An 18,156-nucleotide genomic window follows, 5' to 3' on the forward strand; every position below is an offset into this window, starting at 1 on the left:
ATGGCCGACCCCGACATCATCGCGGCCGAGGACCCGCTGGCCGGCGAGGACCTCGCCCATCGCGTCACCCAGGGCGGCCTGGTCCGCGTCGTCGGCTTCGGGCTGACCAACATCCTGGCCGCGCTCACCTCGATCGTCCTGCTGCGCCACCTCGGCGTCGACGAGTTCGGCCGCTACGGGACGGTCATGGCGCTCATGACGATCGTCAACGGGGTCACCGACGGCGGCATGAACATCGCCGGCACGCGCGAGCTGGCGCTCATCCCCGCGGGCCCCGAGCGGCGCTCGCTGACCGGCGTGATCCTCGGCATCCGGATCGTGCTGACGATCGTCGGCGTGGGGCTGGCGATCCTCTTCGCGGTCGTCGCGGGCTACGACAACGTGCTGGTGGAGGGCACGGCGCTGGCCGGCGTGGGCATCGTGATGATGGCCATCTCGGCGGTGCTCACGCTGCCGCTGGGCGTCGAGCTGCGCAACACGCGCTTGACGCTCTTCGAGCTGTCCAAGCAGGTCGTCGCGCTGGTGGCGACCGTCGCGTTCGTCGCGGGCGGTGCGAGCCTGCTCGCGCTGCTGGGCGTGCAGACCGTCGTGGGCGTCGCGTCGGTCGTGGCCGTCCCGCTGATCGGCGGCGCGATCGCGCTCGTGGCGCCGCGCTATGACCGCGCCGAGTGGATCCGCATCGTCCGGATCGCGCTGCCGGTGGCGATCGCGGGCGTGCTCGCGGTGCTCTACCTGCGGATCCTGGTCGTCATGGGGTCCCTGATGCTCTCCGACCGCGAGCTCGGCTACCTCGTCACCAGCGCGCGCGTCATCGAGGTGCTCTCCGGCCTGCCGCTGCTGGTCGTCAGCGTCGCGCTGCCGGTGGTCTCGGTCGCCGCGCGGGACAACCCCGGACGGCTGCGCTACGTCGCCCAGCGCCTGCTGGAGTCGAGCCTGATCCTCGGCCTGCTCAGCGCGCTGCTGCTGTGCTTCGGCGCGCACGTCGCGGTCGTCGTGCTCGGCGGCTCGGCCTACGCCGGCGCCGCGCCCGTGCTGGCCGTGCAGGCCTTCTCGCTCGTGACGGTCTTCGTCACGCAGAGCTGCGTGATCCTGCTGGTCGCGCTGGAGCGCCAGCGCGACATCGTGCGCGGCAACCTGATCGGGCTGGCCGCGGTGATCGTCGCCGGCCTGGTCCTGCTCCCGGCCGCCGGCGCGCAGGGCGGCGCGATCGCCGCGCTCGTGGCCGACGTCGTGCTCAGCGCGACGATGGTCGTGCTGCTGCGCCGCGCGGGCGTGGGCCGCGAGCTGAGCGTCTCGGGCTTCGCGCGGATCGGGGCGGCGGCGCTCCCGGCTGCCGCGGCGGGCACCGCGGTGGCGCTGGCCGTCGGCTCGGACCCGATCTGGCCGGCGCTGGCGACCGGCGTCGTGTTCCTCGTGGCGCTGGTGGCGCTGCGCGCCGTCCCGCCCGAGCTGTATGAGTCGCTGCGCCGGCTGCGGCCGGCGGGCGGCCGCTAGATTCCTGCGGCGATGGCCGTCAAATCCCATCGGTCCCGGATCTGGGACGCCATCGACCGGCTCAAGCTGGCGCTGCGCTACCAGGGCCGCCACCTCGACCACGACGGCGATCTCGTGGGAACGCTCACCGATCGAGAGGCCGTCGCGTCGGGCCGCGCGACGGTCGGCCCGCACACCTACGGCAGCTTCCAGGTCTTCGTGGGCGCGGGCGACAAGGCGCGCGTCCACGTCGGCGCCTACTGCTCGATCGGGGTCGGCGTCGCCTTCGCGGTCGGCGGCAACCACCGCGTCGACTGGGTCACGACCTACCCGCTGCGCGCCGCCTTCGGGCTGCCCGGCGCCAACCGGGACGGCCACCCGCGGCCCGAGCGCGACATCGTCGTCGGCAACGACGTGTGGATCGGCAGCGAGGCGCTGATCCTGCCCGGCGTCCGGATCGGCGACGGCGCGGTCATCGGCGGTCGCGCGGTCGTGGCGCGCGACGTGGAGCCCTACGCGATCGTGGTCGGCAGCCCGGCGCGCGAGGTGCGCAAGCGCTTCGACGACGAGACGATCGCGCGCCTGCGGGAGCTGGCGTGGTGGACGTGGAGCGACGAGCGCGTCGTGGCGCACGTCGACCTGCTGTGCTCGGGCGACGTCGAGGCCCTGCTGGCCGCCGCCGAGCCCGCGGCGGGCGACGACCGTTAGCCTCCGGCGCCGATGGGACGCACCTCGACGCTGCGCACGCGCCTGCGCCCGCGGCCGGCCGACGCGGGGCGGGAGCCCGTGCTGCCGCCCGGCCCGCTGCCGCGCGTCCTCTTCCTCACCAGCGGCTCGGACGACTACGTCTCCGACAGCCTCATGCACGGGCTGCGCGAGCTGCTCGGCGAGCGCGTGGTCGACCAGCCGCGCGCCGACCAGCTCTACCGCGACCAGGGCCCCGAGCGGCGCGCGCGCCGCTACGGGCGGGCGTTCACGCTCTACGGCGGGCTGCTGGACGACCTCGACGTCGACCGCACGTGGATCAGCGAGCGCGTCGCCTCCGGCGAGTTCGACCTCGTGGTCATCGGCGACCTGTGGCGCCGCGCCGGCGCGCTGAGCGACCTGCTGCCGCTGCTGCCCGACACCACCACCTTGGCGGTCGTCGACGGCGCCGACACGCCCAAGATGTACCCCTACGCGCCCGCGTTCTGGCTGCGGCCCGGCGGCCTGACGCTGCCGCGCGCCCACCGGCGCGGGGTGTACTTCAAGCGCGAGGTCACGTCCGCGACCGCGTTCTGGCGCTGCTTCGGGCTGCTGCCGGGAGCGCTGGCCGAGCGCCTGGGCGCGACGCGCGGCGTGCGGCCGATCGCGATCTCGATCCCGGCCTCGGCGGTGGTCGGCGACGACCTGCTCGACGCGCCGCGCCCGCGGCGCTTCCAGTCGCACATCGTCGACCCCGAGGTCGCCGAGGCGGTCGGCGCCAGCGTCGCCAAGCCGTTCGAGACCCAGGACGAGTACTACGCCGACCTGCGCTCCTCGCGCTTCGGGATCACCGTCAAGCGCGAGGGCTGGGACGCGCTGCGCCACTACGAGATCGCCGCCGCCGGGGCGATCCCGTGCTTCCGCCACCTGGACGCCAAGCCGCCGCGCTGCGCGCCGCACGGCCTGGTCGACGGCGTCAACTGCCTGGCCTACGACGACGTCGCGGCGCTGCGCGCGCGGATCGACGCGCTGGGCCCGGAGCGGGAGCGCGCGCTGCGCGCCGGGACGCTGGCCTGGGCACGCGAGCACACCACCCGCGCCGAGGCCGCGCGCTTCCTGGCCGCGTGCGGCCGCCCGCTGCCGGCGGCGTGACGCCGGTCAGCCCTGGCGCGTCGCGACCACGTACACGTTGCGGCGCACGATCGGCAGCCACGCCGCCGCGCGCAGCGGCGCCGGGCGCCGGTGGTCGGGCATGCGCTGGGAGACGATCGACGTGCCGGGCATCACCGACTCGTAGCCCGCCTCGCGCACCGCGAAGCCGTTGTCGGCGAACAGCATCCTGTAGGCCTTGCGCGTGAACGGGCGCTTGTGGGTGTAGTCGTTCCAGACCCAGCGCTGCGCGTCGGGCGAGGAGGCGAAGACGGTCCCGCCGGGGCGCAGCACGCGGCGCGCCTCGCGCACCAGGGCGACGGGATCGTCGACGTGCTCCAGCAGGTCCTTCATGACGACGCCGTCGAACGCCGCGTCGGGGAACGGGAGGTCGACGTTGACGTTGCCCAGCACGATCTCGCGGCCCCGCTCGCGCCCGCGCTCCACCGCGTCGGGCGACCCGTCCAGGCCGGTCCAGCTGGGGAAGTGCTCCGCCAGCCAGCCGTTGCCGCAGCCGATGTCCAGCAGCTCCGCGGACGGGGCGAAGTGGCGGGTGACGTCGGCGAAGTAGCCGGGCTGCTCGTGCCAGTCGAAATACGCCATAGGCGACGCGAACGTAGCATCAAGCGCCGTGCCGACCCCGCGACACGTCGTCCTCAACGCCATGTTCTTGGACCCCGGCGTCTCGGGCGGGCCCGAGACCTACCTGCGTGGTCTGGCGCCCGCCCTGCGGCTGGCGTTCCCCGAGACGCGCTTCGAGGTCGCGACCACGCGACGGGGCTCCGCCGCCCTGCGACGCGACGGCTGGACCGACATCACCACCTTCCGCGCCGACGAGGGCCAGCGCCTGCGGCGGGCCGCCGCCGAGCTGGTCTCCGTGGCCCGCCACGCGCGCCTGACCGGCGCCGACCTGGTCCACGACCTCGTCGCGACCGGCGCGCCGTGGACGCCCGGCGTGCGCCATGTCGCGACGCTGCACGACGTCACGTTCTTCCATCACTCGACGTTCGCCGCGGTCACGACGCTGGCGATGCGCGGGCTGATCACCGGCTCGGTGCGCGACGCCGACGCGCTCGTCACCGGCGCGGCGGCCGCGCGCGACGACGCGGTCGCCACGCTCGGCCTGGCGCCGGAGCGCTTCACGGTCGTCCACCACGGCACGCGGCCGATCGGGCCCGCGGCGCCCGAGGACGAGGTGCGCGCGACGTTCGACCTGCCGCGCGGCCGGCCGGTGGTGCTCAACGTGGCGACCAAGCGCCCGCACAAGAACCAGGAGCTGCTGCTGCGCGCGCTGCCGCTGATGGCCGAGCGCGAGGCGATCCTCGTGCTCGCCGGCCATCCCGAGGCCTACGACGTGGAGCTGCGCGCGATCGCGGACGAGCTTCAGATCACCGAGCGGGTCCGCTTCGCCGACCGCGTGGCCGACGTCGAGCTGGAGGCGCTCTGGAAGCTCGCGGCCGCCGCGGCGTTCCCGACGCGCGCCGAGGGCTTCGGCCTGCCGGTCATCGAGGCGCTGGCGCGCGGCGTGCCGGTGGCGTGCTCCGACATCCCCGTGCTGCGCGAGGTCGGCGGCGACTTCGTCCGGCCGTTCGACCCCGACGACCCGCCGGGCGCCGCCGCGGCGCTGGACGGCGCGATCGACGAGCCGTTCCGGGGCGGGGCGGAGGCGGCGCGCGCCTACGGGCGCTCGTTCACCTGGGAGCGCGCGGCGCGCGAGACGTTCGCGGTCTACGAGCGGGCATGCTCCACGTCGGCCTGAACCTCGTCTTCCTCACGCCCGGCGAGCAGGGCGGGATGGAGACCTACGCGCGGCAGCTGACCCGCGGCCTGGCGGCGCGCGACGACCTGCGGCTGACCGCGTTCGTCAACCGCGACGCGGCCGGCGCCGACTGGGGCCCGGGCGTCGAGGAGGTCGTCGTCCCGGTCGTCGCCCGCGACCGCAAGCAGTGGGTCTACGGCGACCAGGTCCTCGTCCCGCGCCTGGCGGCCAAGGCCAGGATCCCGCTCGTGCACTCGCTGGCCTCGACGAGCCCGCTGGCCGGGCCGTTCCGCCGCGTCACGACGATCCACGACCTCAACTACAAGCTGGTCCCCGACACGCACTTCGGCCTGCGCGGCAAGGTGATGGGGTTGCTCGTGCCGGCGGCGGCGCGCCGCTCGCACCGGGTGATCGTCGACGCGTCCTCCACGCGCGACGACCTCGTCGAGCACCTGCGCGTCCCGGCGGGCAAGGTCGACGTCGTGCCGCTGGGCGTCAACCCCGTGCCCGACGTCGCGGTCACGCCCGAGGCGGAGCTGCGCGCCGAGCTGGACCTCGGCGACCGCCCGGTGCTGCTGACCGTGTCGGCCAAGCGCCCGCACAAGAACCTCGCCCGGCTGATCGAGGCCCACGCGCGGCTGCCCGCGCCGCGGCCGGTGCTCGTCCTGCCCGGCTACCCGACGCCCTACGAGGCCGAGCTGCGCGCGCTGGCGCAGCGGCTGGGCACGACCGCCGACCTGCGCTTCCCGGCGTGGGTGAGCCTGGAGCAGCTCGAGGGCCTCTACGCGCTGGCCGAGGTCTTCGCGTTCCCGTCGCTGTACGAGGGCTTCGGCCTGCCGCCGCTGGAGGCGATGGCGCGCGGCGTGCCGGTCCTCACCAGCGACCGCGGCTCGCTGGCCGAGGTCGTCGGCGACGCCGCGCTGGTCGTCGACCCCGAGTCGGTCGACGCGCTGGCCGCCGGGCTGGCGCGCCTGCTGGGCGACGGCGCGCAGCGCGACCGCCTGCGCGCGCTGGGCCGGCAGCGCGCGGCGGGCTTCCGCTGGGAGCGGACGGCGGAGCTGACCGCCGCCGCCTACCGGCGGACGATGGGCTCCGCCGTCGACCGGTAGGACGCGACCACGCGCTCCAGCGACGTGCGCATCGACAGCTCGTGGGCGTGCTCGGCGAACCACGCGGCGGTCGACGCGCGCAGCGCCTCGCGGCGCTCGTAGGCGGTGGCCAGCGTCGCGCCCAGCGTCTCCGGCGACGCGTCGGGCGCGACGAAGCCGTTGACGCCCTCGTCGATGTGCTCGACCGAGGCGTTGTCGGGCGCGGCGACCAGGACCGACGGGACGCCGTGCGCGGCGGCCTCCACGACGATCGCGCCGTAGCCCTCGCGGATCGACGGCAGCAGCAGGCAGGTCGCGCGCGACAGGCCGTCCTCGACCTCGGCGGCGTCGACGAACCCCGGCGCGCGCACGAAGTCGCCGGCGCCGAGGCGCTCGATCTCGGCGCGCACCGCGTCGAGCTGCGGGCCGTCGCCGAAGATGATCCCGCGCAGCTCCGGGACGCGCCGGCGCGCGGCGGCCACCGCGCCCACGACCGCGGGCGCCTGCTTCTCGGGGATCATGCGCCCGGCGAAGACCACCAGCGGCTCGGGCGCCCGGCGCGTCAACGGCTCCTCCGGGCCCGCGTACTCGCCGCGCAGGACCGTCGGCTCGGACCGCAGCCCCTCCTCGCGCAGCCGCCGCGCGTGCAGCCGGCTGAAGCAGAACGCCTCCTGGCGGACCCGGGCGCAGGCGCGCTGGATCAGCCGCGCGATCCGGCCCTGGAGGCCGCCGAGGTACTCGCGCCAGTAGGCGTCGCTCCAGACCTCGTGCCAGTCGGCGACGATCCGGTAGCCGCCGCGCCGGCGCATCGCGCCCGCCGCCAAGAGCGAGAAGTAGGGGAACGACGCGGTGTGCACGACGTCGTAGTCGCGACCGTGGCGGGCGAGGTGGGCGAGCACGCCCCAGCCGAAGCGCAGCGGCTCGCCGATCGTGCGGTTGCCGTCGGGCCCGTACAGCGGCTCCTCGCGCGAGACCGCGATCACGCGGACCCCGTCCAGCGCGGGCGGCTCGTCGACCGGCCACTGGCGCCGCGTCAGGTAGGTCACCTCGTGGCCGTCCGCCGCGAGGGCCTCGGCGACGTTGCGCATCCAGCGCTCGGCGCCGCCGACGGTCCAGGGGAACAGGCAGTCGTACACGATGCATATCCGCATGACCCGCTAGCCTTGCAGGCCGCCGTTCGGCGCAACCTTCTTGTCTGTGCGCCGTTGAAGTCCTCAGATCGCCGTGAGCACGATCGAACACACACCCTCCGCTCGTAGCGAGGCCGAGGTCGCGGAGCCGCTGGTCTCCGTCGTGATCCCCTGCCTCAACGAGGAGGAGAACATCGAAGCGTGCGTCGTGTCCGCGTTCGAGGCGATGGACGCGGCCGGCATCGCCGGCGAGGTCGTCGTCGCCGACAACGCGTCCGAGGACCGCTCGGCCGAGCTGGCCACCGCGGCGGGCGCGCGCGTCGTCCACGAGCCCCGGCGCGGCTACGGCTCGGCCTACCTGGCCGGGTTCGGCGCCGCCCGCGGGAAGTACATCGTGATGGGCGACGCGGACCTCACCTACGACTTCAACGAGATCCCGAACTTCGTCCGCGAGCTCGACAGCGGCGCGCAGCTCGTGATGGGCGACCGGATGGACAACATCCAGCCGGGCGCCATGCACTGGCTCAACCGCTACGTCGGCAACCCCGTGCTCAGCGGCACGCTGAACCTCTTCTTCAAGACCGGCATCCGCGACGCCCACTGCGGCATGCGCGCGCTGCGGCGCGACGTCCTGCCCGTGCTGGACCTGCGCACGACCGGCATGGAGTTCGCGTCGGAGATGGTCATCCGGGCTTCGAAGGAGAAGCTCGACATCCGCGAGTTCCCGATCCAGTACCACCCGCGCGGCGGCGAGACGAAGCTGTCGCGCGTGCGGGACGGCTGGCGGCACCTGCGGTTCCTGCTCGTCCACTCGCCGACGCACCTGTTCCTGATCCCGGGCGCGATCATGGCCCTGCTGGGGACGATCGTCGCGCTGATCTCGCTGCTGCAGATCGACGTCTTCGGGCGCGAGTGGCAGCTGCACACGATGATCGCCAGCTCGCTGCTGATGGTCGTCGGCACGCAGATCGTCTCGCTCGGGCTCTGCGCCCACGCCTACGGCACGTACTTCATGGGCGAGAAGGACCCGTGGTTCGACCGGATGCGCCGGCGCTTCAACCTCGAGGACGGGCTGCTGCTCGGCACCGCGGTCGCGGGCATCGGAGCGATCGCCGGGGCCGTGATCCTGGGCAAGTGGATCGCCGACGGCGCGGGCGCGCTCTCCGAGGAGCGGCTGGCGATCATCGCCGCGACGCTCGTCATCATCGGCATCCAGATCTTCTTCTCGTCATTCTTGCTGAGCATCCTCGGCTTGCGTCGCGACCATTGAGGCGGATGATCGCCCGCCTCGCCCCCGGCGACCGCCGGGTCTGGATCACGGCTGCCGTGGTCCTGGGGGTCATGGGGATCCTCGTCCTGGTCTCGCTGCTCAAGCCGCGCGAGGTCGTCATCGGCTCCAACGCCGTCGCCCCACGCGACGCGGGCATCGTCGTCGACGGCGGCCAGCGCCTCTGCGACTCGCGGATCCGCGTGCCCAACGGCACGCAGCGCATCCGCTACAACATCGACACGCGCAGCGACCCCAAGCCGGCGATGGACCTCAAGGTCCGGCTGTGGGAGTCCAGCACCCACCGCGGCACCGGCGGCGAGGTGCTGACCGGCAGCCGGCCGGCCGTCGATCTGCCGAGCCTCCAGAAGATCGACATCACGCTCGACCGCGCGGTCCCGGACACGCCCGACGGCTACACGATGGCCGACATCTGCCTGACGCCGCGCAGCGGGACGATCTACCCGTGGGGCCGCACGCTGCAGGGCAACGCCGACCGCACGCCGACGGTCGACGGCAAGAAGACGATCCCGTTCCGGATCTCGTTCACGTTCCTGGGCAAGGACCACGTGCAGCGCAGCATGCTCGCGCAGCTGGGGACGATCTTCGAGCGCGCGTCGATGTGGCGCGCGGGCTGGGTCGGGCCGTGGACGTACTGGGTGATCTTCTTCGGCGTCATCCCGCTGCTGCTCTACGGCGGCGTCCGGCTGCTCGCGGTGGCCCCGTCGCTGTCCAAGCGCCGCGCGGGGCTCGGCGTGGTGGCGCTGACGATCGCGACCGCGGCGACCTGGGCGCTGATCTCGCCGACCTTCCAGGCGCCGGACGAGAGCGAGCACTTCGGGGCCGTCCAGTACTTCGCCGAGACCGGCAAGGCGGTGGACAAGGCGCCCGAGCCCGGCCGGATCCAGTGGTCCTCGCAGGAGGCCGTGGCGATCGACGCGACCCGTGAGCTGACGGTCTTCGAGCGGCCCGACGCGCGCATGCCGTGGCTGAAGGCCTATGAGAAGGCCTGGCAGGCGCGCGACAAGAACCACGGCAAGGGCCTGCCCCGCAACGACGGCGGCGGCTACCACCCGGCCGTCTCGGCGCACTCGCCCGCCTACTACGCGCTGATGTCGCCCGCCTACCTGCTGGCGCGCAACCACTCGCCGTTCGCGCAGCTGCTCGCCGTGCGGTGGATGAACGCGATCCTCGGCGGCCTCACCGCGCTGTTCGCGTTCCTGACCGTCAGCGAGCTGCTCCCGCGCCGGCGCGAGATCGCCGTGGCCGGCGGCCTGATGGTCGGCTTCGCGCCGATGTTCAGCTTCATCGCGGGCGCGGTCAACAACGACAACAGCGTCAACATGGCGTGCGCCGCGGTCGTCTGGCTCTGCATCCGCGGGCTCAGACGCGGGCTGACCTGGCGGCTGGCGATCGCGCTGGGCGCGGTCCTGGCGCTGGCGCCGATCTTCAAGGCCACCGGCTACGAGCTGTTCCCGTCGACCCTGCTGGCCGTCGCGTTCATGCTCTGGCGCGGCCGGCGGGCGCGCGACACCTGGATCGGCGCGGTGGTCGCCGCGGCGGGCTTCGCGGCCGTGACGCTGGTCTGGGGCGAGGTCGCCTCGAGCTTCGGCCGCGACGTCCTGACGACCCCGGGCGGCACGTCGCCGACCGGCGTGGCGGGCCTGACCGACCTGCGCACCTACCTGAGCTGGATGTGGCAGGTGCTGGTGCCGTTCAAGCTGCCGTTCCTGACGGACCTGACGGTGATGCGCTGGCCGTTCTTCGACATCTACATCCGCGAGGGGTTCGGCGCCTTCGGGTGGTACGCGATCAAGTTCACCCAGCTGACCTACGTGTTGATCCTGGTCGTCTGCGTCGGCACGGCGGCGCTCGGTGCCCGGCTGGCGGTCGTGGACTGGAAGGCGGTCAAGACGCGGATCCCCGAGACGCTGTTCCTGATCAGCGTGCCGGTCGTGGTGATCTTCGCCGTCGAGGCCGCCTACACCAACCTGGGCAACGTGCCGCTGGACGGCACGCCGGAGCAGGGGCGCTACGTCTTCCCGGCGATCGCCGCGATCTCGGCGCTGGCGTCGGTGGCCACGCTCGGCGCCGGGCGCCGGCGCGCGACGGTCGTGGCGACGACGTTCGTGTGCCTGCTGGTCGGCACGACCATCGCCGGCATGTGGCTCACCTTCCAGAGCTTCTACACCTGAGCCGTGACCGTGACCACCACCTACCATGGCGCCCCATGAGCACGGCCGGTCTCAGGCCCGAGCCCGCCGTCCTGGTCGACGGCGTGCACAAGGAGTTCCGCATCCCCGAGGAGCAGGTCCACACGCTGAAGGAGCGTGTCCTGCACCCGTTCCGGCGCCAGAGCCACAACCAGTTCCAGGCGCTGCGCGACGTCAGCTTCCACGTCGACAAGGGCGAGTTCTTCGGGATCGTCGGGCGCAACGGTTCCGGCAAGTCGACGCTGCTGAAGTGCATGGCGGGCATCTACGGCGTCGACGAGGGCCGCATGTACGTCGACGGCCGCGTGTCGACGTTCATCGAGCTGGGCGTCGGCTTCAACGTCGACCTGCCCGCGCGCGACAACATCCTCATCAACGCGACGATGCTCGGCCTGTCGCAGCGCGAGGCGCGCAACCGCGTCGACGCGGTCCTCGACTTCGCCGAGCTGCACGAGTTCGTCGACCTCAAGCTGAAGAACTACTCGTCGGGCATGCTCGTCCGGCTGGCCTTCAGCGTGATGATCCAGGTCGACGCCGACATCCTGCTCATCGACGAGGTGCTGGCGGTCGGCGACGCCGCCTTCCAGCAGAAGTGCTTCGACGAGTTCGCGCGGCTGCGCCGGGAGAACCGGACGGTCGTGCTGGTCACCCACGACATGGGGTCGGTCGAGCGCTTCTGCGATCGCGCGATGCTGCTCGAGCGCGGCCACGTCGTCGAGGTCGGCGAGCCCCAGCCGGTGTCGATGCACTACCTGCAGCTGAACTTCTCGCGCGATGCGCGCGCGGCCGAGGAGGCGGCGGCGGGCGGCGACGCGGCGGCGATCGAGGCGGCGAGCGGGAACCCGGCGCTGCGCGGCGCCAACCCCGACGAGCTGCGCGCCGGCGACGGCAGCGCCGAGGTCATCAGCGGGTGGTTCATGAACGCCACCGGCGAGCAGGTCGAGGTCCTCGAGGCGCAGCAGCGGTGCACGTTCTGCATGCACGTGCGCTTCCACCAGGACGCGACCGACCCGACGTTCGCCTTCGCGCTGCGCAACTCCGAGGACGAGCGCGTCGTCGCGGGCAACACGCACAAGGAGCTGCGCGACGAGTCCTTCGCGGCGGGGGAGGAGGTCATCGTCTACTTCGGCTTCGAGAACGTGCTCGCCCCCGACCGCTACGGGGTGACCGCGGGCGTCGCGCACTCCGGATCCGGCGCGGCCTGGATGGACCGGCGCGAGCGGATGCGCTCGGTCGTCGTGTCCTCCACCGATCCTTCGGGCGCCCTGATCGATCCGACGTTCTACGTCGAGCTCCAGCGCCAGGTGGCCGCGGAGGTCCGACAGCCGTGAGCGAGACGACGACCGAGCAGCCGCGCGGCGCGCTCGCCGGCCCCGAGGCCGGGCTGCCCGCGGCCGACGGCATGCGCCGCGTGCTCGGGCCGACCGCGCTGGGCGACGACCCGCGGCGGCTGTTCCGCCTGGCCTGGACGCTGGCGACGACCGACTTCAAGCTGAAGTTCTTCGGCTCGTTCCTGGGCTACCTCTGGCAGCTCATGAACCCGCTGCTGCTGTTCGGCGTGTTGTTCGTGGTCTTCAGCTTCGGGCTGAACCTCGACCAGGGCGTGCGCTACTACCCCGAGGCGCTGCTGCTGGGCATCGTGCTGTTCTCGTTCCTCAACGAGGCGACCAACGCGGCGGTCCGCAGCCTGATGACGCGCGAGACGCTCGTGCGCAAGATCGACTTCCCGCGCCTGGCCGTGCCGATGGCCAGCGTGATGGCGGCGACGTTCAACCTGCTGTTGAACCTCGTGCCGGTGATCGTGTTCCTGCTGGCCTCGGGCGCGACGCCTCGCGCCTCGTGGCTGCTGTTCCTGGTGGCCTTGGCGACGCTGATCCTGTTCGCGTTCGGCATGGCGATGATCCTGTCGGTCGCGTTCGTGCGCTTCCGCGACATCGAGCCGATCTGGAGCGTCGTCCTGCAGGTGCTGTTCTACGCCTCGGGCGTGTTCTTCACCGTCGACACGATCGCCGGCCAGAAGCACGGGCAGCTGCTGGTGGACATCTTCTTCTGCAACCCGTTCGCCGCGGCCCTGGCCTTCGCGCGCCACACGCTCGTCGACCCGTCGTGGACGGCGCCGTCGCAGGCGCTGTCCAGCGACTGGCTGCTGCTGATCCCGATCGGGATCGTGGTCGCGTCGGTGGTCGGCGGCTTCCTGCTGTTCCGGTCCCTGGCCCCGAAGGTCGCCGAAGACCTCTAGGCTCCGCGCCGTGCCCGCTGAGCGCGCCGAGGTCGACGCACAGGTGCCGGTCGCGATCGTCGTCGCGGCGGGCGGCCGGGACGACGTCGCGCGCTGCCTGGCCGCGCTGCTGCCCGCGGTGGGCGCCGACGTGCCGCTGCTGGTCGCGGGCGACGCCGAGGGCGTGCGCGCGGCGGGCGAGCTGGCGGCGGAGCGGGAAGTGCACGCGCTGGGCGACGACGTCGTCGCCGGCTGGGACGCGGCGTCGGAGCGGTACCCGGAGGCGGCGCTCGTGCTCGTCGACGGGCAGACCGAGGTCGGCCCGTCGTTCCTGGAGGACCTGCTGGCGGTCGCGGCCGACGAGCCCGACGCCGCGACGATCACGCCGCTGAGCAACAGCGCGGCGTTCCTCAGCGGCCCGCGGCGCAACCTGGCGTGGCCGCTGCTGCCGCCGTCGCTGACCGTGCCCGACGCCGCCGCGCGCGTGCGCGAGCGCTCCCCGCGCCTGCACCCGCGGGCGCCGTCGGCGCTGGCGCACCTGACGCTCGTCGGCGCGCCGGCGCGGGCGCTCGTGGGGCCGTTCGGCTCCGGCGCGGCCGCCGGCTCCGGCTCGCCCGCCGACGCGCTGGCCGCGTGGTGCGCGCGGGCGACCGCCGCCGGGCTGGCGCACGTGATCGCCGACGAGGTCTACGTCGGCCATCGCGGATCGGGCGAGACGCCGGCCGTGGAGCCCGCGCTCGCCGTCGAGGACGCCGCGCACGACCGCCACTCGGGGCTGGCGCGCGCGCTGTTGGCCGCGGCGGTCGCGCTGGAGCCGCTGCGCGTGACGATCGACGCGCGGCCGCTGGCGGGCGGCGCGGTGACCGGGACGACCGTCCACCTCGTCGAGCTGATCGGCGCGCTGGCCGCGCGCGACGACGTCGCGGTCCGGGCGCTGGTCCCGGGGCGGATGGGGGAGGACGCGGCCCGCGCGCTCGGCTCGCTCGGCGGCACGATCGAGCTGGCCGACGCGGGGACGCCGTTCGACCAGCTCGGGCGCACGCACGTCGTCCACCGGCCCTGGCAGGTCGAGTCCGCGGAGGAGATGGCGCAGCTCGACCGGCTCGGCGAGCGGACCGTGGTGACCAACCAGGACCTCATCGGCTACCGGACGCCGTCGGTCTTCGAGAGCGCGGAGCGCTGGCGCGACTACCGCGTCGCGACGCGCGACGCGCTCGGCCTGGCGGCCGTGGTGGTGTTCTTCTCCCGGACGGCGGCCGACGACGCGCTGGCCGACGACCTGGTGGCGCCCGAGCGCGCGCGCGTCGTCGCGCTGGGCGCGCGCAACGAGCTGTTGAGGCTGTCGGCCGTGCCCGCGCCACCGGCCGGGCTCGGCGCGGGCGCCGGCGCCGCCGCCGTGCCGGAGGGTCGTCCGTTCCTGTTGGTGTTGGGCTCGCGGTTCCGCCACAAGAACGTCCGCTTCGCCCTTGAGCTGCTCGGCGCGCTGCGCGGCGAGCACGGCTGGGACGGCGACCTGGTGATCGCGGGCGCCGAGGTCCTGCACGGCTCCGGCAGCGGCGACGACGCCCAGTGGCTGCTGCGCCATCCCGAGCACGCCGGGCATGTGCATGTGGTCGGCGCGGTCAGCGAGGCCGAGAAGGCCTGGCTGCTCGGCGCCGCCGCCGCGGTCGTCTACCCGAGCACCTACGAGGGCTTCGGGCTGATCCCCTTCGAGGCGGCCGCGGCCGGGACGCCGTGCCTGGCCGCGCCGGTCTCCGCGCTGCGCGACACCCTCCCCACCGAGTTGTCGTTGTTGGTGCCCTGGGACGCCCGCGCCAGCGCGGCCCGCGCGCTGCCGGTGCTGACCTCGGACGCCGCCCGCTCCGAGCTGGTCGCCGCGCTGCGCGAGGCCGGCGCGCCGTTGACGTGGGAGGCCACCGGCGCCGGCCTGGCCGACGCCTACCGCGCCGCGATCCACCTACCCGCGCCCGCCACCACCCGCCTGGCCTCCGACCTGGCGCGGGCCGAGCACGACTACTGGTCCGTTCGCGACGGCATCAAGGACGAGGCCTGGCGCCTGGTCCGCCCCGATCGGCCGCTCCTGGACGACGTGCTCCTGGAGAAGCTCGGCGACCTCCTCACCGAGCCCGATGGGCGAACCCGGCTCCTCGAGGCACTCGCCGAGCGCGGGTCGCTGCCGTCGCGGGCCGCGGCGCGGCTGCGGCGCCAGCGCGGCTGAGGCGCGCCGGGCGGCCGCTGATCGTCGCTGACCGCGGCGAACCTCCGCAGCTCGACTAACGTATTCAACGAACAGACTTTCAGTATGCTTGTCGGATCTCAGTGCTGTGCTAGCTTGGTGCCGCCATCAGCGAGGTCTCTCCCTGAGGCCCAGGCCCAGCGTCTGCTCGAGCTGGGGCCCCTGCTCTGCTGAGCTCCCCAAGGTGGTCTGGCCGAGATCGCGCCTGCGCCGGAGGCCGACGTCCCGTCCGGCGGGGCACATCCCCTGACCCGTTGGCACTACTCTCCCTTGGAGATGAGCTCCGGACAGTCCTCGACCACGGCGGCCGCCGCGCGCTCGCGCCGGTTCCGCGACGACCCGCACGGCCGGTTCTGGTGGCATCACCTGCACGGGACCGACTACGTGCCCGCGATCTACCAGGTGCTCACCGACGACGAGTGGCAGCTGATGGAGGACTGGTACGCCGCGACGCTGGCGGCCGACTCGATCGGCGAGATCAACGTGCCGGCGATGAGCTTCATCCAGGGGCTCATCTCCGGCAATGGCGTCAGCCGCGTCGTGCAGCTCGGGCACTACTACGGGTACTCGGCGCTGTTGATCGGGTTCTGGCTGCGGGCGATGGGGCAGGGCGGCAAGCTGGTGTCGATCGACATCGATCCCAAGGCGACGGCGTTCACGCAGCAGTGGATCGACCGTGCCGGGCTCGGAGGCCACGTGGCCCTGAAGCTCGGCGACTCGGCCGCGCAGGACGCGGTCGACGACTCCGAGTCGACGCTGCTGGGCATGCCGCAGCTGATCGTCCTGGACTCCTCGCATCAGTACGAGCACACGCTGCGTGAGCTCGACCGCTGGGTGCCGCGCATGGACCCGTACACGATCATGCTGCTGCACGACACCAGCGCCTACGCGTGCTCGTGGGACGCCAACGGCCTCGGCGGCGTGCAGAAGGCGCTGGACGACTGGCTGCGCAAGCACAAGGGCGAGGTCGCGTTCATGAACCTCAACCGCCACGTCGGCGACCCGGCGCGGCCCGGGGAGATCGTGTACCAGGACGGCTGCGGCCTCGGCATCCTGCAGAAGCTGTGACCACGCCCCTGCGAGAGCTGAGTGGCGACGTCGTCGACGGCGTCCACCTCCTCTCGGAGACGAGCGCCGACTGGCGCGACGGCGGGGAGGAGGAGGTCTACGACGTGCTCGGCCGCGTCGAGGACCGCTCGGTGCTCTCCGACGAGCTGCGCGGCTACGAGCACACCTGGGAGACCGAGTACCACTTCTCGTCGGAGCGCTCGCACATCATGCGCGCGCTCGACCTGCCCGCGGACGCCACCGTCCTGGAGGTCGGCGCCGGCTGCGGCGCGGTGACGCGCTACCTCGGCGAGACGGTGGCGGCCGTCGACGCGCTGGAGCCCGACCGCGTCCGCGCCCGCGCGGCGGCCCGCCGCTGCGCGGACCTCGACGGCGTGCGCGTGCATTTCGGGCCCGTCGAGGCGGTGCCGGCCGAGCCGACCTACGACGTCGTCGTCGTGGTCGGCGTCCTGGAGTACGTCGGCGGCCGCGACGGGATCGCCGAGCGCGTCGCGTGGCTGCGCCACCTCGCCGCGACGCTGAAGCCCGGCGGCGCGCTGGTGCTGGCGATCGAGAACCGGCTCGGCGTGCAGTACGTGACCGGCGCGCCGGAGGACCACCTGGCCCGGCCGTTCGCCGGCCTGGAGGACTACCCCGAGCCCGGCCCGGTGCGGACGTTCGACCGCGCGACGCTGGAGGCCCTCTTCGCGCAGGCGGGCCTGGCGCCACGTGTCCACCACGTCTTCCCGGACTACAAGTACGCGCGGATCGCCTTCTCCGACGGCCTGCTGGACGGCGACACCGCGCCCGTCGCGTGGCGGACGCCGTCGTTTCCCAGCGGCGCCTCGCCGCACTTCCGCCCGACGCTGACCGCCGAGGAGCCGTTCTGGCGCAGCCTGGTGCGCGCCGGGCTGGGCGGGCAGTTCGCCAACTCCTTCCTGGTCATCGCCACGCCGGACGGCGATCGCGCCGGCGCCGACGCGCTCTGGCCGGCCGATCGCCTGGCGACGTTCTGGGGCCACCGCCGCCGTCCGCTCTTCGCCGTGCAGACCGAGGTGCGCCGGACGCCCGATGGCGTCGTCTTCGAGCGCGCGCGCCTGCGCGACGACGGGCCGACCGCACAGGAGGACACGCTTCAGCTGCGCCCGAAGCCGCGCGCGCCGCTGGTCGCGGGCACGCCGATCATCGAGCTGCTGGAGGCCGCCGATGCCGACGAGCGCGTCCGGCTCCTGGGCCTCTGGCGCCGCCACGTCGAGCGCGCGCCGGCGTCCCCGCGCGACATCGAGCTCGGGCCCCAGCACGTGCTCCTGACGCCGGACGGCGACACCGCGGCGATCGACGAGGAGTGGTTCGACGACTCCTACACCTTGGACGACGTCCTGCAGCGCGGCGTGCTCACGGCCGCCATCCGCCTGGCCGGCGCGTGCCCGCCGAGCCGCTGGCCGGAGGGGCTGACCACGGTCGGAGACCTGGCCGAGCAGCTCGCGCGCGAGGCCGACGTCGCGTTCGACCTCGACGCCGCGCTGGAGCGCGAGGCGCGCATGCTCGCCGCGGTGATCCGCATCGCGCCCGACGACGACCCCGACCCGGTCGTCGCCTGCGCCCAGCGCCTGCGCCGGGTCGTGGACCGCCCGCTGTACCTCGGCCCGCTGGGCCAGCGCGCCGACGTCATGGGGCGCGCGCCGTCGATGGCCGAGTTGGAGAAGCGGGCGACCGACCTGCACCACACGGTCGACTGGCTGCACGCCGAGGTCGCGCGGCGCGACCAGGAGATCGCGTCCCTGCGCGCGCAGGTGGACGCGGCGGCCGCCCCGCCGCCCGTCTCGACCGCGCCACCGGCGCCGCCGCAACCCTCAGGCGGCGCGCTGCGCCGCCTGCTGCACCGCGGCTAG

14 protein-coding genes are annotated in these 18,156 nt (G+C 73.7%); 12 read left to right on the top strand and 2 right to left on the bottom strand.

The window, feature by feature from the left end; genetic code table 11:
- The 3 genes from VFG42_RS21955 to VFG42_RS21965 are packed head-to-tail and all read left to right on the top strand — an operon-like array spanning window position 1 to window position 3,309.
- Window positions 1–1,494, top strand: coding sequence for an oligosaccharide flippase family protein (locus VFG42_RS21955; protein WP_324910956.1), 1,494 nt, complete (start codon window positions 1–3; stop codon window positions 1,492–1,494).
- A 12-nt stretch (window positions 1,495–1,506) separates the two neighbouring features.
- Window positions 1,507–2,181 (top strand): CatB-related O-acetyltransferase, encoded by a 675-nt coding sequence (locus tag VFG42_RS21960; RefSeq protein ID WP_324910957.1) that lies wholly within the window; start codon window positions 1,507–1,509, stop codon window positions 2,179–2,181.
- Between the two features lie 12 nt (window positions 2,182–2,193).
- Window positions 2,194–3,309, top strand: coding sequence for a hypothetical protein (locus VFG42_RS21965; protein ID WP_324910958.1), 1,116 nt, complete (start codon window positions 2,194–2,196; stop codon window positions 3,307–3,309).
- A gap of 6 nt (window positions 3,310–3,315) precedes the next feature.
- Here VFG42_RS21965 and VFG42_RS21970 read toward each other — a convergent pair whose 3' ends face one another.
- A complete protein-coding gene (locus VFG42_RS21970) occupies window positions 3,316–3,909 on the bottom strand; it encodes a class I SAM-dependent methyltransferase (RefSeq protein ID WP_324910959.1) in 594 nt (197 codons plus the stop codon).
- A gap of 28 nt (window positions 3,910–3,937) precedes the next feature.
- Here VFG42_RS21970 and VFG42_RS21975 point away from each other — a divergent pair, with 28 nt between their 5' ends.
- Both VFG42_RS21975 and VFG42_RS21980 read left to right on the top strand, forming a co-directional pair.
- Window positions 3,938–5,065, top strand: coding sequence for a glycosyltransferase family 1 protein (locus VFG42_RS21975; RefSeq protein ID WP_324910960.1), 1,128 nt, complete (start codon window positions 3,938–3,940; stop codon window positions 5,063–5,065).
- Window positions 5,047–6,174: a glycosyltransferase family 1 protein gene (locus tag VFG42_RS21980; RefSeq protein WP_324910961.1), complete on the top strand. Its 1,128-nt coding sequence runs from the start codon at window positions 5,047–5,049 to the stop codon at window positions 6,172–6,174. Before VFG42_RS21975 ends, VFG42_RS21980 begins: the two co-directional genes overlap by 19 nt.
- On the opposite strand, the gene VFG42_RS21985 is transcribed toward VFG42_RS21980, so the two are convergent.
- A complete protein-coding gene (locus tag VFG42_RS21985; RefSeq protein WP_324910962.1) occupies window positions 6,138–7,304 on the bottom strand; it encodes a glycosyltransferase family 4 protein in 1,167 nt (388 codons plus the stop codon). The two genes, VFG42_RS21980 and VFG42_RS21985, sit on opposite strands and share 37 nt — an antisense overlap.
- Window positions 7,305–7,377: 73 nt before the next feature.
- On the opposite strand from VFG42_RS21985, the gene VFG42_RS21990 reads away from it, so the two are divergent.
- From VFG42_RS21990 to VFG42_RS22020, 7 genes are all read left to right on the top strand, one after another.
- On the top strand, window positions 7,378–8,553 hold the full coding sequence (locus tag VFG42_RS21990; RefSeq protein ID WP_324910963.1) for a glycosyltransferase family 2 protein: 1,176 nt from the start codon (window positions 7,378–7,380) through the stop codon (window positions 8,551–8,553).
- A 5-nt stretch (window positions 8,554–8,558) separates the two neighbouring features.
- A complete protein-coding gene (locus VFG42_RS21995; RefSeq protein WP_324910964.1) occupies window positions 8,559–10,745 on the top strand; it encodes a hypothetical protein in 2,187 nt (728 codons plus the stop codon).
- A 35-nt stretch (window positions 10,746–10,780) separates the two neighbouring features.
- The gene (locus VFG42_RS22000) at window positions 10,781–12,094 is read left to right on the top strand and encodes an ABC transporter ATP-binding protein (RefSeq protein WP_324910965.1); all 1,314 of its coding nucleotides are present in this window, start codon (window positions 10,781–10,783) and stop codon (window positions 12,092–12,094) included.
- Entirely contained in the window at window positions 12,091–13,002 is a 912-nt protein-coding gene (locus tag VFG42_RS22005) for an ABC transporter permease (protein WP_324910966.1), read from the top strand. Before VFG42_RS22000 ends, VFG42_RS22005 begins: the two co-directional genes overlap by 4 nt.
- Before the next feature lie 10 nt (window positions 13,003–13,012).
- Window positions 13,013–15,199 (top strand): glycosyltransferase, encoded by a 2,187-nt coding sequence (locus VFG42_RS22010; RefSeq protein WP_324910967.1) that lies wholly within the window; start codon window positions 13,013–13,015, stop codon window positions 15,197–15,199.
- Window positions 15,200–15,493: 294 nt separating this feature from the next.
- Window positions 15,494–16,285, top strand: coding sequence for a class I SAM-dependent methyltransferase (locus tag VFG42_RS22015; protein ID WP_324910968.1), 792 nt, complete (start codon window positions 15,494–15,496; stop codon window positions 16,283–16,285).
- Entirely contained in the window at window positions 16,282–18,156 is a 1,875-nt protein-coding gene (locus VFG42_RS22020) for a methyltransferase domain-containing protein (protein ID WP_324910969.1), read from the top strand. Before VFG42_RS22015 ends, VFG42_RS22020 begins: the two co-directional genes overlap by 4 nt.

This window comes from Baekduia sp., from assembly GCF_035685985.1.
GTDB lineage: Bacteria > Actinomycetota > Thermoleophilia > Solirubrobacterales > Solirubrobacteraceae > Baekduia.